General features: G+C 53.1%; 36 protein-coding genes and 4 pseudogenes. 5 read left to right on the top strand and 35 right to left on the bottom strand.

What is annotated here, in order from left to right:
• Positions 1–509 precede the first annotated feature (509 nt).
• From IPH75_16225 to IPH75_16240, 4 genes and pseudogenes are all read left to right on the top strand, one after another.
• Positions 510–746, top strand: a complete 237-nt coding sequence (locus IPH75_16225) for a hypothetical protein (GenBank protein ID MBK7143609.1) — start codon at positions 510–512, stop codon at positions 744–746.
• Entirely contained in the window at positions 733–957 is a 225-nt protein-coding gene (locus tag IPH75_16230) for a hypothetical protein (GenBank protein MBK7143610.1), read from the top strand. Before IPH75_16225 ends, IPH75_16230 begins: the two co-directional genes overlap by 14 nt.
• A gap of 159 nt (positions 958–1116) precedes the next feature.
• Positions 1117–1475, top strand: a pseudogene (locus IPH75_16235) (4a-hydroxytetrahydrobiopterin dehydratase).
• A 198-nt stretch (positions 1476–1673) separates the two neighbouring features.
• A complete protein-coding gene (locus IPH75_16240) occupies positions 1674–2324 on the top strand; it encodes a hypothetical protein (GenBank protein MBK7143611.1) in 651 nt (216 codons plus the stop codon).
• Positions 2325–2398: 74 nt separating this feature from the next.
• On the opposite strand, the gene IPH75_16245 is transcribed toward IPH75_16240, so the two are convergent.
• The 35 genes and pseudogenes from IPH75_16245 to IPH75_16415 all read right to left on the bottom strand — a co-directional run bounded on the left by IPH75_16245 (position 2399) and on the right by IPH75_16415 (position 25414).
• Positions 2399–2569 carry a hypothetical protein gene (locus tag IPH75_16245; GenBank protein ID MBK7143612.1) on the bottom strand — a complete coding sequence of 57 codons (171 nt, stop codon included), beginning with the start codon at positions 2567–2569 and terminating at the stop codon, positions 2399–2401.
• Complete coding sequence (locus IPH75_16250; protein ID MBK7143613.1) at positions 2569–3042, bottom strand: N-acetylmuramoyl-L-alanine amidase; 474 nt, start codon at positions 3040–3042, stop codon at positions 2569–2571. Before IPH75_16250 ends, IPH75_16245 begins: the two co-directional genes overlap by 1 nt.
• Before the next feature lie 9 nt (positions 3043–3051).
• On the bottom strand, positions 3052–3684 hold the full coding sequence (locus tag IPH75_16255; protein ID MBK7143614.1) for an N-acetylmuramoyl-L-alanine amidase: 633 nt from the start codon (positions 3682–3684) through the stop codon (positions 3052–3054).
• A 273-nt stretch (positions 3685–3957) separates the two neighbouring features.
• The gene (locus tag IPH75_16260; GenBank protein ID MBK7143615.1) at positions 3958–4416 is read right to left on the bottom strand and encodes a hypothetical protein; all 459 of its coding nucleotides are present in this window, start codon (positions 4414–4416) and stop codon (positions 3958–3960) included.
• Between the two features lie 86 nt (positions 4417–4502).
• Positions 4503–5543 (bottom strand): hypothetical protein, encoded by a 1041-nt coding sequence (locus IPH75_16265; GenBank protein ID MBK7143616.1) that lies wholly within the window; start codon positions 5541–5543, stop codon positions 4503–4505.
• Complete coding sequence (locus tag IPH75_16270) at positions 5540–6334, bottom strand: C40 family peptidase (protein ID MBK7143617.1); 795 nt, start codon at positions 6332–6334, stop codon at positions 5540–5542. Before IPH75_16270 ends, IPH75_16265 begins: the two co-directional genes overlap by 4 nt.
• 112 nt (positions 6335–6446) lie before the next feature.
• Positions 6447–7630: pseudogene (locus tag IPH75_16275) on the bottom strand (pyridoxal phosphate-dependent aminotransferase).
• Between the two features lie 53 nt (positions 7631–7683).
• A complete protein-coding gene (locus tag IPH75_16280) occupies positions 7684–8157 on the bottom strand; it encodes a hypothetical protein (GenBank protein ID MBK7143618.1) in 474 nt (157 codons plus the stop codon).
• 11 nt (positions 8158–8168) lie between these two features.
• Positions 8169–10177, bottom strand: a pseudogene (locus tag IPH75_16285) (transketolase).
• Positions 10178–10229: 52 nt separating this feature from the next.
• Positions 10230–10823: a dephospho-CoA kinase gene (locus IPH75_16290; GenBank protein MBK7143619.1), complete on the bottom strand. Its 594-nt coding sequence runs from the start codon at positions 10821–10823 to the stop codon at positions 10230–10232.
• Between the two features lie 121 nt (positions 10824–10944).
• Positions 10945–11808 (bottom strand): hypothetical protein, encoded by an 864-nt coding sequence (locus IPH75_16295; GenBank protein ID MBK7143620.1) that lies wholly within the window; start codon positions 11806–11808, stop codon positions 10945–10947.
• Positions 11780–13414, bottom strand: coding sequence for a hypothetical protein (locus tag IPH75_16300; GenBank protein ID MBK7143621.1), 1635 nt, complete (start codon positions 13412–13414; stop codon positions 11780–11782). The genes IPH75_16295 and IPH75_16300 overlap by 29 nt, the downstream gene beginning before the upstream one ends.
• Complete coding sequence (locus IPH75_16305) at positions 13404–13664, bottom strand: hypothetical protein (GenBank protein MBK7143622.1); 261 nt, start codon at positions 13662–13664, stop codon at positions 13404–13406. The genes IPH75_16300 and IPH75_16305 overlap by 11 nt, the downstream gene beginning before the upstream one ends.
• Entirely contained in the window at positions 13661–14017 is a 357-nt protein-coding gene (locus tag IPH75_16310; GenBank protein MBK7143623.1) for a hypothetical protein, read from the bottom strand. Before IPH75_16310 ends, IPH75_16305 begins: the two co-directional genes overlap by 4 nt.
• Positions 13936–14268, bottom strand: a complete 333-nt coding sequence (locus IPH75_16315) for an adenylyltransferase/cytidyltransferase family protein (protein MBK7143624.1) — start codon at positions 14266–14268, stop codon at positions 13936–13938. The genes IPH75_16310 and IPH75_16315 overlap by 82 nt, the downstream gene beginning before the upstream one ends.
• Positions 14252–14794 carry a tetratricopeptide repeat protein gene (locus IPH75_16320; protein MBK7143625.1) on the bottom strand — a complete coding sequence of 181 codons (543 nt, stop codon included), beginning with the start codon at positions 14792–14794 and terminating at the stop codon, positions 14252–14254. Before IPH75_16320 ends, IPH75_16315 begins: the two co-directional genes overlap by 17 nt.
• 114 nt (positions 14795–14908) lie before the next feature.
• Positions 14909–15091 (bottom strand): hypothetical protein, encoded by a 183-nt coding sequence (locus tag IPH75_16325; protein MBK7143626.1) that lies wholly within the window; start codon positions 15089–15091, stop codon positions 14909–14911.
• 78 nt (positions 15092–15169) lie between these two features.
• A complete protein-coding gene (locus IPH75_16330) occupies positions 15170–15262 on the bottom strand; it encodes a transglycosylase SLT domain-containing protein (GenBank protein MBK7143627.1) in 93 nt (30 codons plus the stop codon).
• A 10-nt stretch (positions 15263–15272) separates the two neighbouring features.
• Entirely contained in the window at positions 15273–15551 is a 279-nt protein-coding gene (locus IPH75_16335) for a hypothetical protein (protein ID MBK7143628.1), read from the bottom strand.
• A 10-nt stretch (positions 15552–15561) separates the two neighbouring features.
• The gene (locus IPH75_16340) at positions 15562–15717 is read right to left on the bottom strand and encodes a hypothetical protein (GenBank protein MBK7143629.1); all 156 of its coding nucleotides are present in this window, start codon (positions 15715–15717) and stop codon (positions 15562–15564) included.
• A 302-nt stretch (positions 15718–16019) separates the two neighbouring features.
• Positions 16020–16268: a hypothetical protein gene (locus IPH75_16345; GenBank protein ID MBK7143630.1), complete on the bottom strand. Its 249-nt coding sequence runs from the start codon at positions 16266–16268 to the stop codon at positions 16020–16022.
• A gap of 383 nt (positions 16269–16651) precedes the next feature.
• On the bottom strand, positions 16652–16762 hold the full coding sequence (locus IPH75_16350; protein MBK7143631.1) for a hypothetical protein: 111 nt from the start codon (positions 16760–16762) through the stop codon (positions 16652–16654).
• Between the two features lie 803 nt (positions 16763–17565).
• Complete coding sequence (locus tag IPH75_16355; protein MBK7143632.1) at positions 17566–17883, bottom strand: hypothetical protein; 318 nt, start codon at positions 17881–17883, stop codon at positions 17566–17568.
• 160 nt (positions 17884–18043) lie between these two features.
• Positions 18044–18139: a hypothetical protein gene (locus IPH75_16360; protein MBK7143633.1), complete on the bottom strand. Its 96-nt coding sequence runs from the start codon at positions 18137–18139 to the stop codon at positions 18044–18046.
• Between the two features lie 109 nt (positions 18140–18248).
• Positions 18249–18577, bottom strand: a pseudogene (locus tag IPH75_16365) (hypothetical protein).
• Positions 18578–18695: 118 nt separating this feature from the next.
• Entirely contained in the window at positions 18696–18983 is a 288-nt protein-coding gene (locus IPH75_16370) for a hypothetical protein (GenBank protein ID MBK7143634.1), read from the bottom strand.
• Positions 18964–19209, bottom strand: a complete 246-nt coding sequence (locus IPH75_16375; protein MBK7143635.1) for a hypothetical protein — start codon at positions 19207–19209, stop codon at positions 18964–18966. Before IPH75_16375 ends, IPH75_16370 begins: the two co-directional genes overlap by 20 nt.
• Before the next feature lie 568 nt (positions 19210–19777).
• The gene (locus tag IPH75_16380; protein MBK7143636.1) at positions 19778–20077 is read right to left on the bottom strand and encodes a hypothetical protein; all 300 of its coding nucleotides are present in this window, start codon (positions 20075–20077) and stop codon (positions 19778–19780) included.
• A gap of 220 nt (positions 20078–20297) precedes the next feature.
• Positions 20298–20480, bottom strand: a complete 183-nt coding sequence (locus IPH75_16385; protein MBK7143637.1) for a hypothetical protein — start codon at positions 20478–20480, stop codon at positions 20298–20300.
• 438 nt (positions 20481–20918) lie between these two features.
• The gene (locus IPH75_16390) at positions 20919–21374 is read right to left on the bottom strand and encodes a hypothetical protein (protein MBK7143638.1); all 456 of its coding nucleotides are present in this window, start codon (positions 21372–21374) and stop codon (positions 20919–20921) included.
• Positions 21375–21682: 308 nt separating this feature from the next.
• On the bottom strand, positions 21683–21931 hold the full coding sequence (locus tag IPH75_16395; GenBank protein ID MBK7143639.1) for a hypothetical protein: 249 nt from the start codon (positions 21929–21931) through the stop codon (positions 21683–21685).
• A 741-nt stretch (positions 21932–22672) separates the two neighbouring features.
• Positions 22673–22972: a hypothetical protein gene (locus tag IPH75_16400; GenBank protein ID MBK7143640.1), complete on the bottom strand. Its 300-nt coding sequence runs from the start codon at positions 22970–22972 to the stop codon at positions 22673–22675.
• Between the two features lie 205 nt (positions 22973–23177).
• On the bottom strand, positions 23178–23330 hold the full coding sequence (locus IPH75_16405) for a hypothetical protein (GenBank protein MBK7143641.1): 153 nt from the start codon (positions 23328–23330) through the stop codon (positions 23178–23180).
• A gap of 405 nt (positions 23331–23735) precedes the next feature.
• Positions 23736–24047, bottom strand: coding sequence for a hypothetical protein (locus IPH75_16410; GenBank protein ID MBK7143642.1), 312 nt, complete (start codon positions 24045–24047; stop codon positions 23736–23738).
• A gap of 953 nt (positions 24048–25000) precedes the next feature.
• Entirely contained in the window at positions 25001–25414 is a 414-nt protein-coding gene (locus IPH75_16415) for a hypothetical protein (GenBank protein MBK7143643.1), read from the bottom strand.
• Between the two features lie 480 nt (positions 25415–25894).
• Between IPH75_16415 and IPH75_16420 the strand changes: the two genes are divergently transcribed.
• Entirely contained in the window at positions 25895–26182 is a 288-nt protein-coding gene (locus tag IPH75_16420) for a hypothetical protein (protein ID MBK7143644.1), read from the top strand.
• The last annotated feature ends 242 nt before the right edge of the window (positions 26183–26424 follow it).

The raw sequence follows: 26424 nt of genomic DNA on the forward strand, positions 1-26424 counted from the left end.
CATCTTTATCCGTATTACATTCGTCAGTGCTGCTTCCGACTACGCCCCATATAGAGGACTCCTGTTTCATGAAACCTCAGACTTTCTCCTTTCCCGCCATCGATCCCCTTTTCCAAATAACGTCACTTGATGGTTGCATTCTGGGAGCCGTCGTCAATTCACCCTATTTCAGATTACGGTTTTGCGGCATTCCCAATAGGTTGATGGTTGCATTTCAGACCAATTCTACTCCGCCGATGTCCTCCATATTGGCCTGAAGGTCGCTCCTTGCAACTGCAACCTCGCTCCACGTTGTCCGTCAACCTCCTCAGTCGACCCACCGAGTGATTCATCGGACAAGCTCTCCCCTCATGATTTCTGAAAGGATCAAAAACAAGCGTGCCAATTCGGCGAAAGAATGGAACTTCAGATGCAATTGAGTGTTAGGAAATAGTGAGTTCGTAGCCTATATTAGAGCAGGTTGCGGATCAGAAAGGGGAGGACAAAATGACGAAGGAAGGTTTAGTTCGATGAACCCATATCGAATCCTAGGCGCCGCCGCCAACCTCTTTTTCATCATTCTTTTTGCGATCTATCTCTCGCTTGATACGCTGGAGAATTCGCTATTCCCGACTGAAGTCATTCTGGGGGGCTCAGTGTTGCTCTATGGTATCGCGATCTCTGCATTGGCGATCTGTTTTGGTCTTCCTCGGCCCAGCTCGCCGCAACGGCCTCTAGGGTTCGATCGGCTCCATGCTCCTGTTTAGCTATCTTGCGCTCTTCCGCCAGATTCCGATGGCCCAACAAGGGATGATGTTGCTTTCGGTCTGGTCGATTATCAATATCCTGGCGCTTGGCTTTGGCGATGAAGAAGAGCGGATATCCTCAAGGAACGTCGACGTCTCGCCGAGCAAAAACGGAAACTCGACCGCCTCCCGTGGAACCAACCCGAACGAGTCCGACAAGCTGGCCAATTGACGATCCTCAGTCAGAGCACACAAGTCACGGCGGCTCCTCTCAGGGGAGCCGTTCTTTTGATATAAAATCCTCAGGCACATTTGGCCGGGTAGACCGGTTATATTCGAAGAACCGGGAATCTAATTCACAAAAAGCATGAAGCTTTGTTGGGAGAGAGTAATGGCCGAGAACACTGAACTGACCAAAAAGCGATGTATCCCCTGCGAGGGAGGCATTCCTCAATTGACCGATATGGAGATCGAAGAGCTACTCCCCCGCGTCCCGGGATGGGAAGTCAAACTGATCACCGACAATGGCGCACCGATACGAACTATTCAGAAGCGCTTCCAGTTTGCTGATTTCCGTGCCGCTATGCGGTTTCTCCGCGAGGTCGAAGAGATCGCCGAGGCCGAGGGTCACCACCGGATTTCGCGGTTCACTATAGCAAAGTAGATTTCACTATCTGGACCCACGCGATCAAAGGGCTCCATGAGAATGATTTCATTCTCGCGGCCAAGATCGATGCTCTTCCGCGTTAACGGCATTGCGTAGCTATTCCCCTGCCCGTCGAGGCAAGGCGGAAGATATTTCCGGGTATCATTAAGTCAGATACAAGCTTGCACCAGAGCGCTTTAGCCCTAACCGGCGCTCTGGTCGCCGATTCTTATTTTGATTCCCTTCAGTTTCAACCAAACCGTTGCCGATAATCCGTGTATCACTTGGAAAGGAATGTCATCATGAAAAGACTTACTTTCGGCATACTTATCGGTCTCTTGCTGGTGGCGGCGATGTCGGTTTCTGCCGGCGACAAAACCAAAGCATCGAGCAACGACGACAACAGCCTTCGCGAATATTACCTGGCGGTCGGCAAGTTCTTTAATGTCCCGGAACGAGCCGTCATGACTATCAAGAAAAAGGGCGTCTCAGACGAAGAACTGGCAGTCGTCTTCTTTATCGCCGAACGCGCCGGCATCAAGCCCGCACCGGTGATGGAACTTCGCGACCTGAAGAAATCCTGGCTTGAGATCACCGTTCATTTCGGACTCAGCCCGGAGATTTACTTTGTGCCGGTGACAGTCGATCCAGGCCCGCCGTACGGCAAGGCATATGGGTATTTCAAAAATCATCCGCGCGAAGAGTGGAAGCAGGTCAAACTTTCCGATGTTGAGATCGTCAACCTGACCAACCTTCGCCTCTTCTCCAAGCTCTATGGCATCTCCTCTGACGAGGTGATCAAGTGGCGCGCCGAAGGGAAGCACTTCTCGCAGGTGAATAAGCATGCGCAGGAACTTCGCAAACAGCAGCAGGCCGAAGCCAAGTCATCCAAGCAGCGTGGAGCGAAAGCCAGAGCCGAAGCGAACGAAAATCGCGAGAAAAAAGAGAAGTAGCAGGCAACTGCACTCATGCAAACGGCGACTGGTCACTCCAGCCGCCGTTTTATTTTGTGGAATCAGGGACAGTGTCAGCGTATGAGGAATGAAACCAGAATCGCTCCCCAGATAATCACCGTTCCGATATACCCCGGCGCGCGGCCATTCCCGACATATAACGCGACTGCCGAATAGAGCAGACCAAGAGATAATTTGGCGGAGATCTTTTGCATTGGATGATACCCCGCCGCTTGCGACAACATCAGTATACCCGCCAGAAGCAGCCCGAGATAAATGATCCAGTAAGGCTGCTTGGGTCCCGCGGACTCCTGCGCCTTATCTCCCATGATCGAACTCCTTGCAGAACGATTCTATGCCCGCAGTGACCGCCTTTGGCCACCTGCTTGCGGAACTTATCACTCTTGATCAGAACTTCCTGCTCAGGCAACATCATGAACGCGCATTCGACCAGCACCGCCGGATATTCCGTCGGTCGTATGACCGCCAGGTTGCCGTGATAAACGCCGTAATCAGGCAATCCTGTTTCCGCTACCATTTCACGGTGAATCGCCCGCGCTAGATCGATCGACTGAAGATTGTAGTAGAAGCTGGCGGTGCCGAATTCTCCAAACGGATTGACCCCGTCCGGCAGCGCGTTGTTGTGAATGGAGACGAATATATCTGCCTGGTTTCGCTTGGCAATCACCGGTCGGTCAGCGAGCGGGATATCTTTCATATCAGTGCGTCATGATAACAGTGGCGCCTTTGGCAATGAGTGCGTCGCGAACTTCCTTGAGATAGCCAGATTCGCCTCAGCCTCGGTGTATCCCGATGGCCCCGTCGAGCCGGGATCCTTGGAGTGGCCCGGATCGATCACTATCCGTTTCCCCTTCAGAGTCTCGAGACTCCGCGGCGGCCGCTTGAGACTGATGCAGAAATTGCCGCTGGCGAAATAGCAGTCATATCCCCAGAAATTCTGGCGAAGAGAAATGGATAACTCGAATAATCCCGGCTCCGGCTGAAACCATCGGGCAAAATCAACGAGCGAGTCATCAAAGTCGTACCGGATCCAATCCGTATTCGATGTCACGCCAAAGAGCTGAACACGCAGAGTGCGGCGATCATCCTGGATCGTCCTGAATGGGTGCAACCCACTCACCGGCATCCGGATCACTACACTGTCGTCATAGGAGAAATGCCTGATCGATTTGATGTAGCTATGTGGAGGAACAATCCCTGCCCGTACTCTCTCCACCTGGGCACCATTCACCCAGCCGAATTGCGTCTCGGAAAGTTTGACCTTGTACCAGTCTCCCTCGCTTCCAATCGCCAACAGCTCCAGCCCGCGCGGTTGAAATGCCGCCAGATACCCTTGCATTATCCCATGCCGGATCACAATGATCGAATCTTTGGTTCGGATCGCAAAAGGAACGCGGGACTGTTGATTGTCATGCGATATGTTGAACTATCGCTGACTACCGAGGTCTTCCGGACACTGCTTGCGCTGTATCGACAGCTTTCACCCTGTCGCCCTTCAGGTGGTAGACAACACGCAACGAATCTCCGCGGAAAGACTCGCACTCGCAAAATCCCGGAATAGACCCCTTCGGGGTCAGAAGAATCACTGATCTGGCCATCGCCGAACAGCGCATCACCCCAGTACCCCTGAGAACGAGGCGGAATTTCTGACATGGCAACGGAGTCGGCAATTCCCGGGATAGCGAACCAGGCAGTTCCGCCGGGTGTGCCCTTGAAATGATATCTCAATCAACTCTCCCGCAGAAACCATCAGGTCGCCGCGCGGAGGTTGATAGTCTCCTACGATTCGCAGTGTGTCTCGCGACACTCGAACTGGCGGCGCAGGGACAACTACCGAAATAGAACCCTTGGAAAGCACCTTGGTATGCTTTTTTGTCTCTTTGGGTGGCTTTTCGTGAGCGGTAACATCAAATCGGAATTCGCCTGAAGTGAGCGGGACAAAGCCGATGAATGTTCCTTCCTGATGGACCGGAAACGGCGCGCCATTCACCCGGACGATCAGTTCGCGCCCTTTGGTCATGATTGACTTCGGCACCGACCCCAGGACAAACGCGGAATCGGTCGAGCCCATCGTCTGACCCTGTTTGGGATAAACGATCTGAATTGAATCAGAGCCGCATACGATGCTACTGCCAGAAAAGCAGCATCGCCGCCGGGCTAATCAGTCTGTAGGTATTTTTCGACCACATCGCGCTTCAGCTTTGGTCCTCCGATGATCTCGCGGTCGACCTGTATCTGTTCCTTCTGATACAGGATGCCTGAGGCAATATCTTGTTCCAACAACTGCGGACCATCCAGGTCGCAGTAATCGGCCAGAGATGACATATAGATGGATTGGGCAATCCCCACCGATGATTCCACCATACAGCCAAGCATCACCTTGCGCTTATCCTGCCGGGCATGCTCAGCGATCCTTACCGCTTCGAGAATGCCGCCGGACTTTTCCATCTTGATATTGACGCCATCCACGAACTCCGCCACTTTCTGGTAATCATCGAGTGTGCTCAGTCCTTCATCCAGGAAGAGTTCGACATTGGGAGCATTCTTTTTCAAGTGCTTCCAGTCGGTGATCTGGTCTATATCGGTCGGCTGTTCAATGATCCGGACATTCTGCTTGCCAAGGTAATAGATCATCTCTTCGGCTTTGTCCAGTGACCAGCCGCCATTGGCATCGATTCGAATATCCTTGCCGACGATATCCTTCAATCCCTCGATGACCTTGATATCTTCATCGAAACCGAGCTTTATCTTGATGATCGGATAGGTGGAATCCTTGATCGATTTGAGCATTTCGGAAGGCTCATCGATCCCGATAGTGAACGAGCTTTTCACGCCGACCGGAGTTTGCAGGCCAAGTACTTCCCACGGGTACCGTTCGGATTCGCCGGAGAGGTAATGCAGCACCATGCCCGTCAATGCTGAACGGGCCACCGAACTGATGTCGAATTCGGCGATCTCGACCAGCGTATGAGTGGTGATCTCATCTCGCGCTCGTAGATATCCGATCCCCTTTTTGAGATCAGCTTCGATCTCCTCTACCGAAGGACCATAATGGACCGATCCCGATGCCTCGCCGATATAGCGATTGTTCAACATCGCCAGCATATTCGTTTTAACATCAGTCCCCCCTTTGGAGACCTGAAATTTCTTCTTCAGAGGCATGGAAAGCTTGCAGGTGTCGATTCTGATCTTGCTCATTTAGACGATCCGTCGTGCCTGGTTGAAATCGTTATCCAGATCCTCGCGGTAATCCGGCTTGCCGCCGTCAGGCTGTTGATCCTGATTCCGGAGCCGCCGACCGAACTATGTATAACGGTATCGGAACCGATCGCAAATCCTACATGGCGGCTTGAAAAGAGCAGATCGCCCGTTTTGATCTTCGCGCGCGGGATCTGTTCGCCGGCGCTGATCTGGTCTTTGGTATCACGGGGAATAGTGATTCCGAATCGACGGCAGACTGTTTGGGTCAGGCCGGAGCAATCAAAGCCGGTCGCGAGATACCCCCAGAGATACGGTACGCCGAGAAACTTCTTCGCCTCGGTCACGAGGGTATTGCCGCCGATCTTGGACCCCTGACCGGGGATCTCATTTACGCCGTTTGCCTTGACCAGGTAAATATCCCCGTTAGGAACCCTGACTTCCGTGAAGCCTCTGTTCTGACCGGCGATCTGAACCCTCGTGCCGTAGAAGAGGAAAAACGGAGCGATCGCATGCAGATCCCCATCCAGCAGTTTTGCCTGGGGAGTGACAATCACTCCTTTGGCTCGGTCAACTTGCGTGCGAAACTGATCGGCGCCTATCTCTCCCAGATGCCGGATATCGGCGAACCCGGTGTAGCCATCGGCCTGCTTAACCTTGACGTAATTCCCTTCCTGCTCACCCAGCAGTTCAAGCGGCTCAGCGAAAAAGAGCTGGCTGGCCCGCTCTGAATTGAATTTCGGCTCGGTCCAGAGGTCGAGAAGATTGGTAGTAACATATGCGTATTTCACGCCGCAAGGGTACGACTGGGTGGGAAACGGCAAGTTAAAACAGGGGGAGTGAATTTTGTCCAAAGGAAGAGGACTCTCACGCGTTGTGAGAATCCTCTTTCAAGTGCTGAGTCTACTTTGCCACCGAAGCTTTCCGCTTCGCCAGCACGTTCGAGATCCGCTTTAATGCCTCGTTGATGTTCTCGATCGAATTGGCGTACGAGAAGCGGATATATCCTTCGCCATACTCGCCAAAGGCCGTGCCAGAAAGACAGGCGACGCCCGCCTCTTCCAGCATCAGGTCGGCGAACTCCTGCGAGGTCAGGCCGGTGCCGGTGATATTCGGGAACGCGTAGAACGCACCTAGCGGCTTTTTGCAGGTGATACCCTCGATAGCGTTGAGGCCATTGATGATCACCTCGCGACGTTTCGTAAACTCTGCGATCATCTTGTCAACCGCATCCTGCGGGCCGCGCAGACCCTCGATCATCCCCCACTGCGAGAAGGTTGTTGTGGTCGAGAAGTTATTGATCGCAAGGGTGAAGAAATATTCAGCCAGCTTTTTCGGCATCGCCGCAAAGCCGAGCCGCCAGCCGGTCATCGCGTAGGTCTTGGACATCCCGTCCATGCAGATCGTCCGTTCCATGGCACCCGGTATCGAGGCTATCGAGTAGAATTTCTGATCGCCGTACAACATCCGGGAGTAGATCTCATCGGAGAGCACCCAGAGGTCATGCTTTTTCGCCTCAAAATAGATCGCTTCGAGATCTTCCATCTGCAGTATCCCGCCGGTCGGATTGCCGGGGGAATTGATGATCACCATCTTGGTCTTGGGCGTGATGAGTGAACGGAATTCATCGATCTTGAACCGGAAATCGGATTCTTCGCGAAGGTGCAGCGAGACCGGCTTCCCACCGACGAATTTCACCACCGAGCGGTACGGCGGATAGCCGGGATTCGGGACAATCACTTCATCCCCTTCGTTCACCAACGCGGTGACGCCGCAATAAATAAACGGCTTGGCGCCCGGCATGATGACGGTCTGCTCCGGAGTGATCGTAATACCGCGAGTTTTGCTCAGATACTCTGCGGCAGCTTCGCGGGCTTCGGGGATACCGGCCGATGGTGCGTAATGCGTTTGGCCGGACTGCATCGCCTTCACGGCGGCATCGATGATGTTTTTGGGGTATCAAAATCCGGCTCGCCGATCTGGAGGTGGATGATCGACTTTCCTTTGCGCTCCAGTTCTTTCGCTTTGGCCAGCACCACATAGGCGCCTTCGGATTCGAGCTTCTGAATTCGTTCGGTGTATTGCATATTCCGTTTCCTATCAACAAAACCCGCTCACTTCAGAACGTGAGCCTCGATAATTATCTCTTATGAATTGGTATCCTGCCACTCAGCGGAATTCTCTCAATCAGCGAACTATCACTGGGGGACATCACGTTCAGAACCAGCGAATAGCGCAGGCTGTCCAACATCTCTTTCCGTTCGTCCAGAATCACGCCGGCAATCAGATACGCGTATGGGCCAGCTCCCGAAGCATTAAGCTCAGAATGGTAACCGCTGGGGTGAGGTACCTTAAAAGTCCTGACTGGAACCTTCGAATCTCCCCAAAATGCCTCAAATGACTCGGTCTGCAACAAAACCTCACTTGGCGAAAAATACTGAGCGACGAACTTGAAATTGAGACTGTCTTTCGATGCATCATCTACATTCAGATTCAGCATATATGCGCCGTGTGCCGTTCTCGTATAATCGACCAGCCAGTGATTGCTGATCCTGTTTCCGCCACATCCGGTCGCCAGACTTAGCGAGACTAAGACAACTACCGATTCTAACATTCGGCCCAGTTTCACCGTTCTAACAACTCCACAGCTTTCTTTGCGATATGCTCAGCCGTCAATCCGTATTTCTTCATCAACTGCCACGGCTGGCCGGATTCGCCAAAGCGATCCTGCACACCGATCATATCAAAGCGCGGCATCTTTCCGGCCAAAGATCGGTCCCGCAATATAATCGATGCTACCTGATTTCCCAACCCGCCAATTTGATGTTCTTCGGCAGTGATAACTACCCCGGTTTCGCGGGCTGCCCGGTGGATTGTCACTATATCAATCGGTTTGACCGTGTGCAGATTGATGACTCTGGTTTCGATCCCGAGATCGGTTTTCAATATCCAGGCGGCTCGGAGCGCTTCGGCAAGCTCAGGGCCACAGGAGATAATGGATACTTGTTCGTCTTCATCTTGATACCGCTCGCCGAGTGTGATTTCGAAGGCATCCACGAAATTCGCTGCCTCTCCCCTGAACCGAAAGATATTCGCTTTCCCAAACCGGAACGGGCTGTCCGGCTTGGTGACGATAGGGGTGGCTTCACGGGCGAAACGAAGATATTTCGGTCCGGCTATCTCAAACAACATCGCCCGCGTCATTTTTTCGGTTTCGATGATATCGCACGGCAGCCCGACATGCATGTTGGGAAGCCCGCACATCTGGAAAAGCGCTTCCAGCTCTTGATGGGTGGCGCCATCGGGGCCGACCGAAATCCCGCCATGCGCCCCCGCGACCAGGACATTCAGGTTGGCGTAGCAGACCGAAACCCGGAGTTGGTCTAAATTGCGGGCCGAGGCGAAAACGCCGTAGGTGCCGAAGACTGGGATCTTCCCCTCTTTCGCCAGACCGGCGGCAATCGTGGTCGCGTTCTGCTCGGCGATACCGACTGAGATGAAGCGGTGTTTTCGCTCAGGGTGATTCTTGTAGAAATCAGAGATCGTGATTGAGTCGGAGATATCTGCGCCGAGGCAAATGATCCGTTCGTCATCGCCGTACTTATCCAGCGCCGCCCCAAACCCCTTGCGCGTCGGCTGCATCTCAACCTTCATCGAGCCGCCTGCATTCCACCAGAAATGGCGGGAGAATTTGGGGAGGGCAGCGTCGAGCGACAGTTCAACCTCTGCCTGATACGATTGTCCGAAGGCAAGCATCGTGTCGACATCCAATTTGTCGGCGACTCCCAGGTCCGCCAGTGCACGGGTCAGCTCTTCACGGTTCGGCGGTTTCCCATGCCAGCCGACCACGTTTTCCATGAAAGATACCCCGCGACCCTTGTTGGTCCGGCAAATTAGACAGACTGGCTTGCCAGTGTTGTTCTGATTGCGCGCCCAATCCAGTTTGGCGACAATATCCGCCATATCGTGCCCATCAACCTCGAGAACATGCCAGCCAAACGCGCGATACTTGTCATCCAGAGGGTCGATATTCATCACGTCAGCGACCGGGCCATCGATCTGGAGGCGATTTTTGTCGATTATCAGGATCAGGTTGTCGAGGCCGTGGTGTGCCGCAGACATCGCCGCCTCCCAGATCGATCCTTCCTGCTGTTCACCATCCGTGGAGATGACAAAAGTCCGGTAGTCCTGACGATTCAATTTCGCGGCCAATGCCATTCCGACTGCCACCGATAACCCCTGGCCGAGCGAGCCCGAAGATATCTCCACTCTGGGCAATCTCTCCAATGCGGATGTCCCTGAAGCGGTGAGCCGAGCATGCGGAGTTTCATCATCTCGATCTCGGGGAAATAGCCCGAAACGGCCAATGCCGTATACAACGCCGGTGCTTTGTGCCCTGCTGACCAGACAATGCGGTCACGGTCTTCCCAGAGCGGCTCCGAGGGCTTGTGACGGGCGACTTTGAGGTAAAGTGCCGCCACTATATCCATCACGCCAAGCGTCCCGCCTGAATGTCCTGAGCCTGCAGAGCAAAGCGCAATCTCGTTCAGGCCGCGCATATAGGCGGCCCGCTCGGTCAGTTCGTCAATGGTGTAATCATGGAGGATTCGGTGGTCGGGGGTCAGTATCGGCATGGTGTCGGTTATCCAGTTTCGGACCGAAATCTGCCGCTTTGGAGCGGTTCTGTCAAGCGACTTTGGGGAACCAGCGATGCCAGAGTTTGGTCACTTTCCGGGCCAGCTCCTCCCTCGTGCCGTTGTTAGTGAGAATATCAGTCGCCCGGCGTTTGTATTCGGTCAGGGGGAGTTGAACTTTCTGACGGTCCAGCACTTCCTGATGGCTCAGTCCGCGCTCTTCCATTCGTTTGACTCGGATAGTCGGAGATGCCGTGATAACCAGAGTTTTGTCTACCTGCTTATCGAGATCCCAATCAAGCAGGAGGGCGGCATCAATCACCACCACCTTTCCCTGCTTGAGGTAAGCTTTCACCTGTCGGTGCAATTCATCCAACAGATATGGATGCACTATGGCGTTTAGTGCCACTTTGGACTCATCAGAAGCAAACGCACGCCTGGCCAGCATTCTACGATTTAGGCTTCCCGATGGTGTCAGTATCTCATTGCCGAACTGCTTGGTCAGCTTTTTGAGGACGGGTGGAGACATTTCGACGACATCGCGGCCGATCATGTCAGCATCGACAATCGCGGCGCCGAGTTCTTCGAAAACGCGTGCGGCGGTTGATTTACCTGATCCGATCTGTCCGGTGAGGCCGATGAGCATGGGGGGAATATACTACTTATCAGGAGACAATAGCAATGATGTCTATGACGATTGCAGACCTTATAGAGGTTGCTTCGTGCGCTACTCGCAATGACGTTGAACGGCAGATATCTGCTGACAGCTACTTCGCGTCCAGCCAGTTGTCGGCAATCCCGACATCGGCGATCAGTGGGACCTTCAGCTCGGCCGCGTTCTGCATGCCATCGATAACGATCTTCTGCACTTTCTCAAGTTCGGAATCGTGTACATCAAAAACCAGTTCGTCGTGCACCTGAAGAATCATCTTCGACTTCTTCCCTGCCAGCGCCTTATGGATCTTTAGCATCGCGACCTTGATAATATCCGCGGCAGTCCCCTGGATCGGCGTGTTTATGGCCGTCCGCTCGGCGAACTGACGGATATTCCGATTCGAGTCGTTTATCTCCGGAAGGTACCGTCGGCGATTGTAGAGAGTCGTCACATAGCCGGTCTTGCGGGCATAGGCGATAGTATCATCGATATATTCCCGTATCCCCGGATACTGCTCAAAATACTTGTCAATGAACTTCTGCGACTCCTGGGGCGTCAAGTCAGTCTGCTGGCTCAATCCGAACGCTGTCACTCCGTAGATGATCGCGAAATTGGTAGTCTTGGCGATACGTCGTTGCGTCGATGTTACCTCATTCAGGTCAATCCCAAAGACCGCCGCGGCAGTCCGGGCATGGATATCCTGCCCTTTCAGAAACGCATCGACCAGATTCGGGTCCTCGGTATAATGCGCCAGAATGCGCAATTCTATCTGGCTATAGTCAGCCGACAGTATTTTGTACTCTTTGTCGCGCGCAATGAAAGCGCGACGGATCTCTCTTCCTTCGTCCGTCCGGATCGGGATATTCTGCAGGTTTGGATCGGTCGATGACAACCGCCCCGTCGCCGCAATCGTCTGATTGTACGAAGTATGCACCCGCCCGGTCACTTTACTGATCATGGTCGGGAGAATCGACATACGTGCTCTTCAGCTTTCCATAGGACCGGTATTCGAGGATCAACCGTGGGAAGTCATGAATCTTGGCCAATTCCTCAAGCACGCGAACATCAGTAGAGAACCCTTTCCCGCTGGCGGTCTTCCCTTTACTCGGAAGGTTCAATTTCTCGAAGAGGATATGCGAGAGTTGCTGTGTGGAATTGATATTAAATTCAAGTCCGGCGATCTTGAATATCTGTTTGGAGAGGTCGGCCAGTTTTTTGTCCATCTCTTTGGACAAGTTGCCGAGAAAATCCGGGTCGATCCGCACCCCGGCCTCTTCCATATCGGACAACACTTTGATAAGAGGCAATTCAATATTGTAGTAGAGATTGTTCATCTCCAGATCATCAATGAGCGGCGCAAAGATAGATCGAAGTCGGTAGGTGAAATCCGCATCCTCGCAGGCATAAGCACAGGCTTTCTCCACCGGCACTTTGTCGAATGTCGACTGTGTTTTGCCTGACCCGATCAGATCCTTGATGGGCGTTTTGTGGAAATCGAAATGCTTGAACGCCAGGTTATCGAGCGAATGCTGTCGCTCTGAGGGGTTCACGACATAGGACGCAAGCATGGTGTCAAACGAAACCGGGTTTACCTCGATACCGTAGCGTCGGAAAACCTGCAGGTCGAATTTGATATTCTGTCCGAATTTCTGGACTTTGGGATTCTCCAGCAATCTCTTGATCAGCGGGAGAGCTTTTTCACGCGGCAGATTGACGGTCTTCTCCGCATGGCCTATCGGAAGGTACCAGGCTTCGGCAAACTTGGCAGATAGCGACACGCCGACGAGATTGGCTTCGAGCGAATTGATACTGTCTGTCTCCGTATCAACGGCAACCTCTTTGACTGTCGAGAGCTTCTCAACCAGATTCTCCAGATCGCCAATTGTGCGCACCAGATGGTATGCAAGATTCTCTTTGGATGCCTCCGGAAACAGCGTCGGAGACTGCGCGGCAACATCGGGTGTCAGCAACTGGAGAATTGATGGAAACTCGAGCTCCATGAAGAGCTTTTTTGCTTCATCGAAATTGATCGGCTTCCGCTTGAGTGCTTCGAGATCAAACTCTATCGGCACTTCGCAATGTATAGTCGACAACTCTTTTGAGAGATACGCTTTCTCTTTGTTGGCAGCGAGCTTCTCACGTACACCCTTGGCTTTCACCTGTTCGAGATTGGCGTAAATGTCATCGAGCGACTTGAACTGCTCAAGGAGCGTGTCCGCTGCCTTCGGACCGATCCCCGGAATCCCCGGGATATTATCCGAACTGTCCCCCATCAGCGCCAGTTTGTCAATCACCTGTTCGGGATAAACCCCGAACTTAACCTTCACTTCCTCACGGCCATAGCGCTCCGGAGTTTCTGCGACCCGTTTTGGGGTATAGACCTTGACATTGTCGGAGACCAATTGGAAGTAGTCCTTATCACCGGTCACACACCAGACTTCGAATCCATTCCGTTCAGCCGCTTTGGCAAGTGTTCCAACAATGTCATCCGCCTCAAAGCCGGCCATCTCGAACTCCTGCATCCCCAGCGCGGAAACCGATGCGTGTACCCGATGTATCTGCGCCGCCAGATCATCCGGCATCTTTGCGCGTGTCGACTGTAATCTTCGTAGCGCTCATGGCGGAAGGTCGGATGTTTGAGTCGAATACCACCGCGATATAATCAGGTTCTTCTTCGCGGATGATCTTCAGGATCGAATTAACAAAGCCGTAGACCGCCCCGGTATTCTCCCCTTTCTTATTGATGAGTGGATTGCGGATAAACGCAAAATATGCCCGGTACATGATGGCGGTGCCATCGATCAGCCAGATATTCTTCTTTTTTCCGCTCACCGGTACAATCCTCGTTCTATGATGTATTCCGCAACCTGATCACCGACCAGATCGCCCAATTCTCGGCGTCCCGCGCCATTTCTGATCTTTGCCCGGATGTCGCTGGATGAGATATCCAGCAATGATGTTTCCACAATCTCAAACCTGCCCGGATCGAACCCATCAGGCAGACGAATTTCGGCCCCTGGACGGGACCCGACCAGAATCTCGGTCTCGGCCAGGATCTCGGTCGCTTCATACCAGCTTGGGAATTCTGCCAGAAGGTCCGCTCCTATGATAAAGCGGAATCTGGTGGATGGATATCGCTTTTGATCGCCCGGAGGGTGAGCAGTGTGTAGCCAGGAGTATCCGATTCAGATTCGATACTGCTGGTAACCAGCTCAGGATGATTCGCGCACGCCAGTTTGAGCATGGCGAGACGGTCATCAAAAGGAGCGATATCCGGATTGATCTTGCGCGGAGGAACATAGGATGGAACCATCAAGACCCCATCCAGCGCCTTGGCGGCGCCAATCTCGGCGGCCAAGGTTATATGGCCGCGATGAACGGGGTTGAAAGTCCCCCCGAGAATCCCACACTCTTCGCCATTATTTGAACTGCACATTGGCTTGTGGAGCGGGCGCCGGAGGCAACGCCGCTATTTTCGCCAGGTATTCATCCGCTTTGTTCAAACGCTTGTCCGCCGGGAAGTCCTTCTTGAAAGCGGTAAACTTGTCTGTGGCCGCCGTATAGTCTTTTTTGTCAAACGCAGCCTCCGCCGACTTAAACGCGGCCTCGGCTATTCCGGCTTGGGCTTCCGGGACCAACGGATGGGTCGAAAAGACGGTCACGAAATTCTCGAAGCGACGGCGAGCTTCGTCGTATTCGCGAAGTCGCATCTCCTCTTTGGCCATCTCGAAATTGGCCAACGGAGCAAATTCGCTTGAGGTGTAGTCATCGATGACTTTTTGATAATAGACCTTGGCGGCACGGGAGGCTCCCATGCGAGTGTATGTGAGACCCGACATATAGGTCTTTTTCGCCAGACGTCCCTTGGCGATATCGAGGTATTTGTTGCAGTCAGGAACCAGTTCGGACTCGGTGATCGCCGTCAGGTATTTCTTCGCCTCAAGCTTGGCTTTGCCGAGCACAACAGCTCGTCTTTGGTCATGTTGTTGAGCGATGTACCACCGCCACCGCATCCAATGCAAGCGCAGCGATCACTGCCGCTATCAGCAGCAGAGAAATGATAATTCGTCCCGGTTTCAAACCTGGTAACTCTCTTTCAGTCGCTTATGGTGGACATCACCTTGTTCATGTAACTGACCGGCCGGCTGACCATTGCGAATCAGATCGCGCAGCCTCGTTTCGCCGATATTATAGGCGACCAGTCCCTTGCGGATATCGCCATACTTCAATATCTGTTCAAACAGGTAATATGTTCCCAATTTAATGTTGGGCCTCCGGCTCGTGAAGTGTCGGGACTCCAGCCCACTCCACACCCGCCTGTTTCGCCACGGACTTAGCTACAAAGGGCGCAACTGCATCAACCCGGCGGCACCGCTGTCGGAGACCTGATTCTTCTTAAATGTCGATTCCACCATGATCACCGAAACCACAAAGATCGGGTCATAGTTGTACTTTTTGCTTTCGCCCCAGATCGTATTGGTCGAATTTGGTGACCTCGTCATCACTGAACCCGATCTCGAGATCCTCAATTACCTTATACAATTTGAGTTTGTCTTCAAGCTCAATGATCCAGCTCTGTTGGTAATCGATCTGCTTTTCCAGATCAAACTTGTCCGTGATGAGGTAAACCAGAAGTCCGGATTGGACGAGGTAGATCACCATCATCAGGGAAAGCGACCGGTTTGGAGAGGTAAAATGCCAAGTCGTTCGATATGTCATCTTTAGTCACTCACCGTTGTGGCCGAGAGGTCATATCCGTCGCCGAGTCTATCTGAACCATGCGGATCTGGCCGACCGCCAGATTCTTCCCATGGACATGTACTTCCTGGTCAATATCCGGGCAATCTCCCTGGGTGCGGGCGATCGCGTGTCCTTCGTCGGTCACCGAATCGAGATCACCTCTAATCTACGACCGACCAATTCAAGATTTTTGTCGAAAGCGATATCCGCTGAAGATTCATCAGTGCATCCATTCGCTCAGACTTGACCTCTTCCGAAACCTGTTCTCCCATCTGTTCGGCGGGGAGTCCCTCCTCCGGAGAATAAGTGAACACCCCATGCGGTCAAATTCAGCCTCGCGGGTAAATTCGAGCAGTTCTTCGAAGTCGCGGTCCGATTCACCTGGAAAACCAACTATGAAGGTAGTTCGCAGAGTCGCCCGACCGTTTTGCGACCGGATGCGGGAGATCAAGGCCTCGATCTTCCCCCCTGTCGACTCGACGGCGCATATTGGTCAACACTGAATCGCTGATATGTGCAATGGAAGGTCAAAACATGCGGGTGTTTTGTTATCTTCCAAAGATAGTCGATCAAATCGTTTTCGAGGCAGGCCGGATAGAGGTACATCAGCCGAATCCACCTGAGATCCTCAATCTTCTCCAACTCCTGTAACAGGCGGATGATATTCATCCCATCCGGCAGACCGTATCCATACATGGTAGCTTCCTGGGAGACCAAGATCAGCTCGCGCTTGCCCGTTCTTCGCCAGAAACTCGGCCTCGCGGAGGATCGAATCAAGGGCGACTCCGGAACTTACCGCGCATGAGCGGAATCGCGCAGTAAGTACAGGCCCGGTCACAACCATCAGAGATTTTCAGATATGAGTAAGGAAAGCCATCCAAGATGTGGCGATCCTTCCAACTGAGGTATCGGGTTTACATGACTCGATCCGAACAGTCTGCTTGCTTCTCAGTTGATTGGTCACGGCCTGGGCAGGTGAATCGAGCGCGCCATGTCCAAACGCCCCATCCAACTCAGGCATCCCTCCAGCATTTCGTCGCCGTATCGCTGGGTGGGACATCCGGAAGCATACAGCGTCTTCAACTGGCCGGACTTTTAAGCTGGCCCAGCCGGAGAATCTCGTTGATCGATTCTTCTTTGGCCGGGAGGATAAAGCCGCAGGTATTCACGATGACCGACTCCGGCATCATCGGGCGTATTGACCGGTTGATGTCCTTCCTCGATCCAGGCGAGCCGAAATATAGTCGGCATCGACATCGTTTTTGGGGCGGCCAAGTTTATGGACGTAAATTTCATTCACCTACAGCTTCACGCGTTCGGCCGACTTGGGGAAGTCAGGCTCGAGTGCCGCTCTTCGCAGGCAGCGTGATGCGACTCCTTCAACAAGACAATGGTCGCAACTCATCGTTTACGTCAAAGTAGGCTATCCGGGTGATCCATCTGTTTCCGGGTCGATGGAAACAGTCATTGAATCCAGGATAGAACCGCCTTTGGGACCGGTGCGCACCAGGAAGTACTCTCGGTCCGGTCGTTAGTATACCGGGTTTGAACCAATCGTAAAGCTACCGAATGTAAGCGACTTCGGAACTCATGGCGCGGTAGAATCGATAGTTTCTATGATAGCTTGATCGCTGGCCTTGGAATGGCTGAAGAACTGCTGGTCAGTTCGAAGGACCTGTACTCCCCATCGTCACCAGGAACCGTCCATCTTTGGCCGAAGTCGCGGTTCCATGGGCCGTGTCCGGCCGGTCGAAGATATCAGACTCAAGGATCGAGAGGAATTCAATTTGGATACAGCCTGACTCGGCCAGGTTCGCTTTTATAGTATCAAAGCGATCGACGCCCGCGCTGAGTCTGGGGACCAGAATCAGTATAAGCGGTGCCCAAACAGGAGTGATCGTCTCATATCTTACACCTTATACGTATGGTCAGTGAGGTCCAGTTCGAGTCGGAATCCCTTTACCGGCACCAGCTGGTGCGGCAAAGAAGCGTCTTAAAGGTAGGTTTTGTCGACAATAACTTCGCGGGCTTTGGAGCCATCAAATGGGAAACGATCCCCGCTTCTTCTGGTCCGATTAGCCGGGCCCGTCGCTGATAACCGATGCCCAGTCGACGCTGGCAGCGATACAGAACCCTGTTTGTGGCGCACCACCACTTCGCAGGCCTCACGGAAGAGCGGATCACCCAGATCAACACCATCAGACTCTTCCTTGTCGGCATTGGTCTGTGAGATCCCTGGAGTAGTAGCATGCCGATCTTTTGCTTCCCAGCAGATGAAATTGACGATTCCATCGGTTTCATCGCTGGACAACCAGGCACCGTGAGTACGAATCGCTCCGGCCGACCGGAACTCAGGAAGAACATATCTCCCGCCCCAAGTAGTTTTTCCGCTCCGTTGGCGTCAATAGTCGTGCGAGAATCAACCTTAGTAGCTACCTGGAACGCGATACGGGCTGGGAAATTCGCCTTGATCAAACCGGTGATAACGTCAACCGAGGGCGCTGAGTTGCGAGGATCAGATGGATACCGACCGCGCGGGCCATCTGCGCCAAGCGGGTGATCAGCATTTCAGTCTTGGAAGCTGCGATGACGTCATCAGGTCCGCCAGCTCGTCGACAAATATCACGATATGCGCAGGCTTATCTTCTTCTTTTAACCTGCTTCTTGTTGAAGTCTTCAATATTGCCGGACACCTGCAGTGGCAGGCGGCGATAACGGGTCTCGTCTCGACCACGGCATCCGAGAATACCTTCTCTGCTCCGCGAGGCGTGGTAACGACAGCACGTCCAAGATGTGGCAACCCTGATAAACCGAGAGTTCAAGCATCTTTAGATTAGACGAAAGTGAACCTGACCTCCAACGTGTATCCGGTATATGAGCGACGTGATCAACAAGTTCGTACAGACCGACTTACCGGAACCGGTCGCACCGGCGATCAACAAGTGAGGCATCTTGGCCAGGTCGGTGACAAATAGCTTGCCGACCGTGGTTTTCCCGAGTGCCATCGGCAATCAAGGTGCGGGATTATTGAATTCCTCCAAGGAGAGGATATCGCGGCAAAGACCATCTGAGGAGTGCGGTTCGGGATCTCGGCTCCACTGCCGCTTTCCAAGGTCGGGGCAATTATGCGTATCCGTTTGGCCTTAAGAGCAGGCGCTCGGGTGCATCTGCGAGGTTGACTATCTGATTGACCTTAATCCCCACACCGGGCTTAAACTCGTAGCGTGTGATGATAGGGCGGGGTAACGTTCCAATTGGGCCATCGATATTTACGCCAAACGTCTCAAGTGTATCTTTAAGGGCCTTCGAGGTCAGATTCAGTTCATCGACGCCGAACGCCTGCCCTTTGTCAGGATTCTGCTGGAGCAGTTCGAGCGATGGATACGTGTACTTAAAGGATGTGACCTGAATCGGTTTCGGGAGCTTTCTTCACAGTAGTGCGTCGTTTCGCCGGCTTGTCAGCGCGTTCGTCAAACAGGTCGAGCGGCTCGGCCTCTTCGTCATCAAACTCTTCAATCTTCTTCGGTTCAGGCTTTCTGACGATATGTTCATCATCATCCGCGAGTTCTTCTTTCTTGGATGAGCGAAAAGCCCATTTGAAGCTAAAGAGGGAGTTCTTAAAGTCCCTAAGCGGCATCTGGTAGAGCTTTTTCAGGGGCTGAGCCCTGTTTGATCAGATGTCCAAGCAGGGACGGTGATTACCGTGTACAGCAGGAGCAGGATAAGAACCAGTCCCCGAGCATCAGATGGGGGCCAGTCGTGCCGACCATTTCCAGGGTCCAAGTCGTCAGCAGACGCCCGACGGCCACCGCCAATCGCCCCTGAATCGGTGGCAATCGCGCTCCCTGGGGCGGACTGAATTGACCATCATGGTGGCGCAGAGTCCCACAATAAAGAGCAGGATCCCGCACGCATGCGGACCTTTTCGACCACCTGCTGAGAAAAAGCCTAATGAGACAGAAAAGAGCCCCAGAGGTATAAAGAAGGCAAACCAACCAACCACAAAGTAGGCAGGAAGGAGAGATAGGCGCCAAGCATGCCTGCCTGATTGGCGAAATTTTATCTCCCACGGAGTTGAGCTCCATCCACTTCGCCGCTGGTCCGAGCGTCGTCGATCTGGTCATGCGAGACCAGGGCGACCAACACAAAGAAGGCGGCTATAACCAGACCAACTCCGACTATCTGTTTTTCCGCGATTCGATTTCTTACGTGATGCCATAACTCCGGGCAACTTGAACGACGGATGTAGACCAAACATAGTTGTAAAACAGCCGAAAAGCGAGGCAGGACGCCAGTCCTGCCTCGCGAAGTTCTTTGATGAGGCTACTTACGAACCGCTTCTTTGGGGCGGCTTCCAGCCCGGAAGACAGGTACTTTTGTTGGCCGGGATGGTGGTAATCGCACCGGTCCGGGGTTCCGTGGCATTTGAGCTTTCCCTTGGAGATGGTGGATGTCCCGAACCCGGAGAAGATGACTTTCTTCCTTTTTGAGTTGCGTGGAGACATTCCCGATCGCGCGTGGAGCGCCTTGTCGCTTGTCGTTTGGTGATCCCGGATTGCGCAGCCATCTGGGCAATCATCTGGTCTTTGGTCATTGCTTATCCCCTCTCACAGGATAAGTTGATTGGCATTGAATGCGTTCGGGTCTATGTTGACCCCGAAGAATTTGAGTCAACAAAAAAACGAACCATCACACGCGGCCCACTGCCCCCAACAAACCGGACGACTACTGGTTAAGGAAGGTGCCAAGGCCTTTGGCGGTGGAACTATTATCCACCTTGATCGCCGGAATGGCAATCACAAACAGGCGGAATGAATAACCTCTCCCTGAGCCGATTGGAACCGAGTTGAACTCCCCGGTCCAACAATGGAGAGTCTTGCGAAAACCGATCGAATTCCAGATCGTCAACTACGCCCGATTCCTTAGTACTGTGAGCAGGAGACCGAAGTTGTCGGAGTCGGGTTGAAATCCGGGGCCAATTGCGGGAAGCTTGACTTCACGAATGCCTTATCCCGGCCGGACTCACTGTAAGAATATGAGAGCCTGGTCTCCCCCGGCCTCTTGCCCGAGAAGGTGCGGGAACGGTTGGCGCAGTAGCGCCAGCGGGTCCCGGTGAATCTAGTGGGCTCGCTGGCTGGTCGGCGACATCATCAAAAAGAAACGTGAGCCGGCGATACGTACCCCGCCTGGAGACTGAACTGCTCAAGTACGGGCTCCCGAAACGGACTCCACTTGTGCCGGGGCAGTAAACGAGTGGCGGAATTACCGTTCAATGTTATCCGAGGTATGACATTCGACTGAAAGCTGGTGGTCGGGTCCGATAGGTTGAATGAATCCTTTTCCAGATCATAGCTGAATTCTGAATACCAAGGATAACGGCTCCAGCGCGAGCTCCCATCCCCTTTCTTGATCTTTGCTTGGTACGGCTGACGCATGGAAAACGTGAGGTTTTGAGCTGTAACCACGGTTCCCAGGTCCTACGCCTGTAAAGTTGCGTACCTCCCAATGAAGGTCCGCCTTCGGTACGTATGTATACGATACCGAGGGTGAGAGTACCTGACGTACGCCGAGCAGGCCAAGCATGTTCGGGTAGACAGTCCCATAAATATCGGTTCCGGCCGTCACCGCGGCAGAATAGCTATGGGTCCGATAGAATGGGGTTTCCAATCCAAGCTGGCGAGTCGTGTCTGTCTCGTACGAATACCGCCAGTTCTCACGATAACTGATCGCCGGTTGAACCGGATGAAACGTGGCAAAGGTCAACGGGAGAGTGGCGCCGAAAGAGTAATCCAGAGTTACCATACCTTCTTGCGCATGAAGTAATAAGTTGTGTCCCGGCGTGACATCATAAGGTGGAGTCGTTGGTGTCTACAACGACCGTATCAACCAGGCGTGTTCTCGAAGAAAAGAAGGCAAACGACGTGCGCGGGGTGATACGCAGGTTGTGTTACCATCTTGACTGAAGTTGTCCATCGGCATCGAGCTCTCCTGACCAAAACGGAGAGATCACAGGGAACGTTAAGCCGACATTCTCCCGTCTTATCGACTCTGCGTTGGGTGTTGCGGTGTTTCATCATGCGAAAATCCACCCGACAGGGTCATCGACTTGTTCAGTTTTTGGGGAAGCTGAACTTGCCATAGATCTGACTATTCAATCTGAGTGTCGAGATCGGTGGAATAGTGAGCGTAATATACTCTTGTCTGAAACATACTGACCAATTGACTGGGACACGGAAATTCAGGCTGAAGTCGTGATTGTGGGCCGCGTAAATGTCGTACTTTGTCGATTTGGTCTCCGGATGCCAGACGCGAATCGTAGCTCGTTTCTTTGGGGTAGTTGCCGCGAAGGTAACCATCATACACACACAACGTCTTAAGCGGAATTGCCCCGAGAAGGTAAACGCGGAGCGGCTTTCGTGAAAGATCATCGCCCCCTACAGGTCTTAGTGTTCGGGCGGCCCAGAAGTAGCCGACATTTTGGATATAACGATCTCCCTGTTCGATGTTGCCAAAAGGTAAATGGGAGGATGCCCGAGTGTCTCCCTTCTTTGAGTGGGGAACACGTAGTAAGGAGTACCAGGATCGGAAGACGTCCGATATTCAACACCACAGGACGGGCGATGAGCTTGTCATCCTCAATAACCTTCATGTTTTCGAATAGAAATGAAAATGGTTCGTCGGCATCGCAGGTGGTGTAACGGACATCCTCAACAAGAAGATATTCTCACGAGCGCGGTAGACCCGTTCACCATAATAAAAGCCGGTTTCACCCTTTAGTTTCGACTGAACGATCTTCCCTTTTCCGTGTCAATCGAGTATTCCAGGTAATCTCCGTACAACTCCTTCTGCTTGTCTTTCCAGAATGACCGGGATCGGATTTGGTTGGTAGCGAGCGGTCAGGGTGCTGTCATCGGGGAAGCTGTCCGAAACGATGTCAACTGGTGAGACTTAATCAGTCGGTCCCGAATTATCAAGCAACACCCTGGTGAGCGTCAGTTCAACTGTCCCTGATTCAATGTGCGATTGTCCAAGTAGCGTGATGACGGAGTCCCGCCATTTCGTGGCGAATGAAGGAGGATGAATAGTCGATCGTATCCTGCTCAGTGATGACAGTTGAATCGACGTTCTTGTTTTTGGTGTTGAATGAAGTATGCCGATCGCTCCACCCAGGACGGTGACAGACTGTAACTGCTCATTGGCAACTGCGAACTGGATCGTATCGCCGGAGACGGCATACTCGCTCGATTCATACCTCCCTTCTTAGCCGGATAATACCATGAATAGGCCTGGCCAATGGAAGTCACCCGATCGAGTACGCCGTACTCAAAATCAAAATAGATTCGCCGACCAGTCAGGATAGACTGATCGATCAGGGCTATGCTGTCCGGCAGGGTATCCACAACCTCCTTGAACTCCGCGCGAGCCGAGTCGGTGACGTCGATCCGTCGGAGCAGGTCCTGTTCTGATAGGACGAAATGAACGAGCCTTTAACGGTGGATTGACCTCGCACCAAGACTGGCTGCTCATACCAGATCAAGTAAACCCAGTTTTTGCTGCATGACCGCGCGCCCGGCGAGTTTGCCTTGATATCTTTGGAGCTGATGATCAACTCGCCCGGGGCGATCGCGAGGAGGAATCAGCAAGGAATTCTACCTGATTGGCATCGATCTGGACCATCTCAGCGGAATCCGGATAGTTCAGGTAGACGGTCGGGCGTTTCTCAATCCTGAAGTACTTCTTATTCCGGTCACAAAGCATTGGTTCCGGTGGCAAAGGGAGTCAGTGCGGGACCAGAGTTCGACACAGGGGCCGCGAGCTAAGGCCTGTTGGTGAGAAGATCGCTAATCGATTGAATCTGCAAGCAGGCGGTAGATAGCATCCTCTACAAAGACGGAACCGCGGAGGATCGCTTTCTTACCGCGTATCCGGGTGGCGGAATCGCAAGAGGTGGTGCCTGATTCGGTACGCCGGAAAAGACGGAGCCGACCGCAATCTAGTATCTTGCGAAACGCCCTGCAGGACCTCGACCAGATCCGCGTGGTCGAGGTCCGGGCGCTGTGCTCGCTGTCCGTAAGCCCCGATGCGGCCATTACCAGCAAGGCGATTATGCAGATAGTTGACAGGGCATGCCCGATGGTGACAGCAACGCTGCCTTATATTCCTCTAGCTTAGCCGGGTCCGCTCCACCCAGTTGTACCGCTTTGTTACTCCCCGCCTTTCAAGCCGATCGGGGCAGAGGCTGTTTGAGAGCTCACCGGCATACAGACCTAGGCCGGAACCAACCGAGATCAACAATCTGCCGTCCGCGACCAACAAGGCGACGCCGTTAATCCGTTCGGCGACAGTCGACCCAAGCTGGCCGGCCGTGGTAGCATCCATGCCGTCAACTGCTTTATCCACGAATTTGAGCGCACCGACGGTAACTGCGGTTGCGGCCAGTTCATCCGCACGGATCGGGAGCAGTTCTTTGAACAACGCCCCATCTGTTTGCGTTGATCGCGGTTCTCGCCTGTCAGTTTGTCGACCTTATCGTTCGGGTCAGCTGGGGTGGCAGGTCCGAGTGATTTTGGTGGTGAGTCAGTCTGCAGCAAAGCAGGAAGAGTAATCCTCGATTGCTGACTTCCGGCCACGAACTTCACTAAGGCGTGAGCGCAAGAAGTTCTCCCATCCGATGAAGAGCTTGATGACGCCCACCTCGGCTGTCGAGTTGCGAAGTGCGTTCCTCCGCAGGCTGAATAATCAATTTTTCCGACTTTGATCCCGCTGAGCTCTCCCTCGCGGGACGGAATTTTGCGGAGAGATTTTTGTCCAGCTCCCTGTCCAGAAGCAAAGTGAAGAGAAACCGGCCAATTGGCGAAGAGTATCTCATTAGCTGCCGTTTCGAGCTGATCCAATTGTGACTGATCGATCGAGGTGTGTTTAATTCGATTGCTATATAATCATCACCAAGCTGTACGGAGACCGTTTCGAACTGGCCAGGTATTGCCTGACGGCTATCTGCGACAAGATATTGCTGGGCCGTATGTTGCTGGCGGTATCTTTCGGCGAAGCGGCATTGACAGATCCGGCAACTCGTCTTCCGAGTTCACTTAACACTGGCCGGTAATGTACCAAGCGCTGTCATCGGCATCAGTAACATCCAACCTCAACTCCGCCTAAAACTGTGTCAAACAACTGACCGCCGGAGTAGGATAAAATGCGGGCGATCGAGGCACCAAATGCAGTACCGGCCATCGGCCTTTTCAGAAAGATATGATCGTCGCCTCAAACTCAAGAAATAAGGCAGAAGTCGCGATAATACAGGCGTTCGGTCACTGCTCTCCTCGAGTCTGTTCTCCGCCACGGGGTTCCACAAAGTCGGTCATGGCAGGCGAGCCTGCCAGCGATTGCCAGACTTTGGCCCGCTAACGCCTGAAATAGCGCAAATTCTATAATGGCGCCAAGCATATTTCCAATTCCACCGGTCCTGGCAGGGCCAGACCCTCGATCAGCAGCCAGACAAAAGACAAACGGAAGGAAATAAACCAGATAGGTTGCCAACGCTTTCGGGCCGCGTCTGGTGACAAGTTGATGAGCGGCTTTGAATGAGAAAAAAAAAAGCCCGGGCCTCCGATTCCAACGGATGGCGCCGGACCTTCCATACTCCCCTGCTGCAAAACAAGTGTGCGGTGTGTTCTGACAAACTCCGAGAAACTACCGCCCACGATCGTACTAAATGCCGTGACTATTTTAGCGATTGTGCGCTTAGCTCGGCGTTCGGCCAGAGCGAATGTGCTAGCTTTGTTTGCCAACTCGCCGAAAAACATCCCCGCCAGGGAAAGCGGGAAATAGATGCCAAACATCCCAGAGACCGATAGTCAGGTGTGAAGAACATCGCTGCCGACCGCAAAAAGACCGATCACGGACCGGGGCGTGACGATTGACGAAGCGAATCGTAGATGCCTCCATTGAAAATTGCTTGAGCAGAAACGCCACCACCGCAATGGTAGCATGAAAAGGAGAGACAGGCTGAAGATGTTGTCGTTGGTAAGAATCAGCTCAAGGATGACATCTATCGACCAGTCTCCGAGCAGGACTTCAGCAGCAAAGTAGGTTATCCAGTTTCGACTGAATGATCAGCAGGATCGGCAGAGTGATTGCCAATCCAAAAGCAGTTTCAGGCTATAGGTGAAAGCCAGGCGTGCCCGGAACGACCCAATAATGGCGGCGGCATTTTTCCCTGAGCCTTTGCATCACATCCCCCACACCAGACTGATAAACGATTCAACGAGAAACGTGATAGGGAGAAAAGCCGGAACGCTGCCCGTGGCCGTTGCGCGCATATGAAGTTATTGGGAATAGTCACTGTCGTGGCGACGGAACCGTTGGGGTCGGGTATTGCCGGCAGTACCGGTTCTGCGCGTGTTACGACCGAAGAGTTGTTGTCCGGGAGATGGAATAATAAGCGTATCAAAAGCCGGTTCGGTCGGAAAAGCCAGCCGGGTCTGACCGGAAGGCAGGCGGGTGGATCGCAGTCAGGTGACTTTCGACCGGTATTGATTGCTATCCGGGACAGCCTCGATTCAATCTTTCCACGCGGTAATCGACTTTCTTTCCTGCAATTCGAATGAACTGTTGCGCGTTCTGTCTCTGCAAACGGAGGGTATTGGATTTGGCAGGCAGAGCGGCAAAGTCTGATTCAGTCGGATAACCAAACGAAAGCAGGTAACAGTAATACTCCTGCCAGAACGGCTGCGCTGGTCAATAAGGGGCCTGCGATAGTCTTGGCGAGCCATGGGACCTTTGCCGTAGATCACTGGAAGTAGTCTTCCCTGGTATATCCACTGCCGACCGGGTGATCGGCATAGCATCG

Source organism: bacterium (assembly GCA_016708025.1).
Taxonomy (GTDB): Bacteria; Zixibacteria; MSB-5A5; order GN15; family FEB-12; genus FEB-12.

Excerpts from the sequence above, each read along its gene's own strand:
- IPH75_16225 (MBK7143609.1), top strand. The coding sequence starts at position 510 with ATGAACCCATATCGAATCCTAGGCGCCGCCGCCAACCTCTTTTTCATC.
- IPH75_16230 (MBK7143610.1), top strand. The coding sequence starts at position 733 with ATGCTCCTGTTTAGCTATCTTGCGCTCTTCCGCCAGATTCCGATGGCC.
- IPH75_16240 (MBK7143611.1), top strand. The coding sequence starts at position 1,674 with ATGAAAAGACTTACTTTCGGCATACTTATCGGTCTCTTGCTGGTGGCG.
- IPH75_16245 (MBK7143612.1), bottom strand. The coding sequence starts at position 2,569 with ATGTTGTCGCAAGCGGCGGGGTATCATCCAATGCAAAAGATCTCCGCC.
- IPH75_16250 (MBK7143613.1), bottom strand. The coding sequence starts at position 3,042 with ATGAAAGATATCCCGCTCGCTGACCGACCGGTGATTGCCAAGCGAAAC.
- IPH75_16255 (MBK7143614.1), bottom strand. The coding sequence starts at position 3,684 with ATGCAAGGGTATCTGGCGGCATTTCAACCGCGCGGGCTGGAGCTGTTG.
- IPH75_16260 (MBK7143615.1), bottom strand. The coding sequence starts at position 4,416 with ATGGGCTCGACCGATTCCGCGTTTGTCCTGGGGTCGGTGCCGAAGTCA.
- IPH75_16265 (MBK7143616.1), bottom strand. The coding sequence starts at position 5,543 with ATGAGCAAGATCAGAATCGACACCTGCAAGCTTTCCATGCCTCTGAAG.
- IPH75_16280 (MBK7143618.1), bottom strand. The coding sequence starts at position 8,157 with ATGTTAGAATCGGTAGTTGTCTTAGTCTCGCTAAGTCTGGCGACCGGA.
- IPH75_16290 (MBK7143619.1), bottom strand. The coding sequence starts at position 10,823 with ATGCTCATCGGCCTCACCGGACAGATCGGATCAGGTAAATCAACCGCC.
- IPH75_16295 (MBK7143620.1), bottom strand. The coding sequence starts at position 11,808 with ATGTCGATTCTCCCGACCATGATCAGTAAAGTGACCGGGCGGGTGCAT.
- IPH75_16300 (MBK7143621.1), bottom strand. The coding sequence starts at position 13,414 with ATGCCGGATGATCTGGCGGCGCAGATACATCGGGTACACGCATCGGTT.
- IPH75_16315 (MBK7143624.1), bottom strand. The coding sequence starts at position 14,268 with ATGTGCAGTTCAAATAATGGCGAAGAGTGTGGGATTCTCGGGGGGACT.
- IPH75_16335 (MBK7143628.1), bottom strand. The coding sequence starts at position 15,551 with ATGACATATCGAACGACTTGGCATTTTACCTCTCCAAACCGGTCGCTT.
- IPH75_16345 (MBK7143630.1), bottom strand. The coding sequence starts at position 16,268 with ATGTATGGATACGGTCTGCCGGATGGGATGAATATCATCCGCCTGTTA.
- IPH75_16350 (MBK7143631.1), bottom strand. The coding sequence starts at position 16,762 with ATGATGCCGGAGTCGGTCATCGTGAATACCTGCGGCTTTATCCTCCCG.
- IPH75_16360 (MBK7143633.1), bottom strand. The coding sequence starts at position 18,139 with ATGCTGATCACCCGCTTGGCGCAGATGGCCCGCGCGGTCGGTATCCAT.
- IPH75_16375 (MBK7143635.1), bottom strand. The coding sequence starts at position 19,209 with ATGCCGCTTAGGGACTTTAAGAACTCCCTCTTTAGCTTCAAATGGGCT.
- IPH75_16380 (MBK7143636.1), bottom strand. The coding sequence starts at position 20,077 with ATGTCTCCACGCAACTCAAAAAGGAAGAAAGTCATCTTCTCCGGGTTC.
- IPH75_16390 (MBK7143638.1), bottom strand. The coding sequence starts at position 21,374 with ATGGTAACTCTGGATTACTCTTTCGGCGCCACTCTCCCGTTGACCTTT.
- IPH75_16395 (MBK7143639.1), bottom strand. The coding sequence starts at position 21,931 with ATGATGGTTACCTTCGCGGCAACTACCCCAAAGAAACGAGCTACGATT.
- IPH75_16405 (MBK7143641.1), bottom strand. The coding sequence starts at position 23,330 with ATGCTTTGTGACCGGAATAAGAAGTACTTCAGGATTGAGAAACGCCCG.
- IPH75_16415 (MBK7143643.1), bottom strand. The coding sequence starts at position 25,414 with ATGTTTGGCATCTATTTCCCGCTTTCCCTGGCGGGGATGTTTTTCGGC.
- IPH75_16420 (MBK7143644.1), top strand. The coding sequence starts at position 25,895 with ATGAAGTTATTGGGAATAGTCACTGTCGTGGCGACGGAACCGTTGGGG.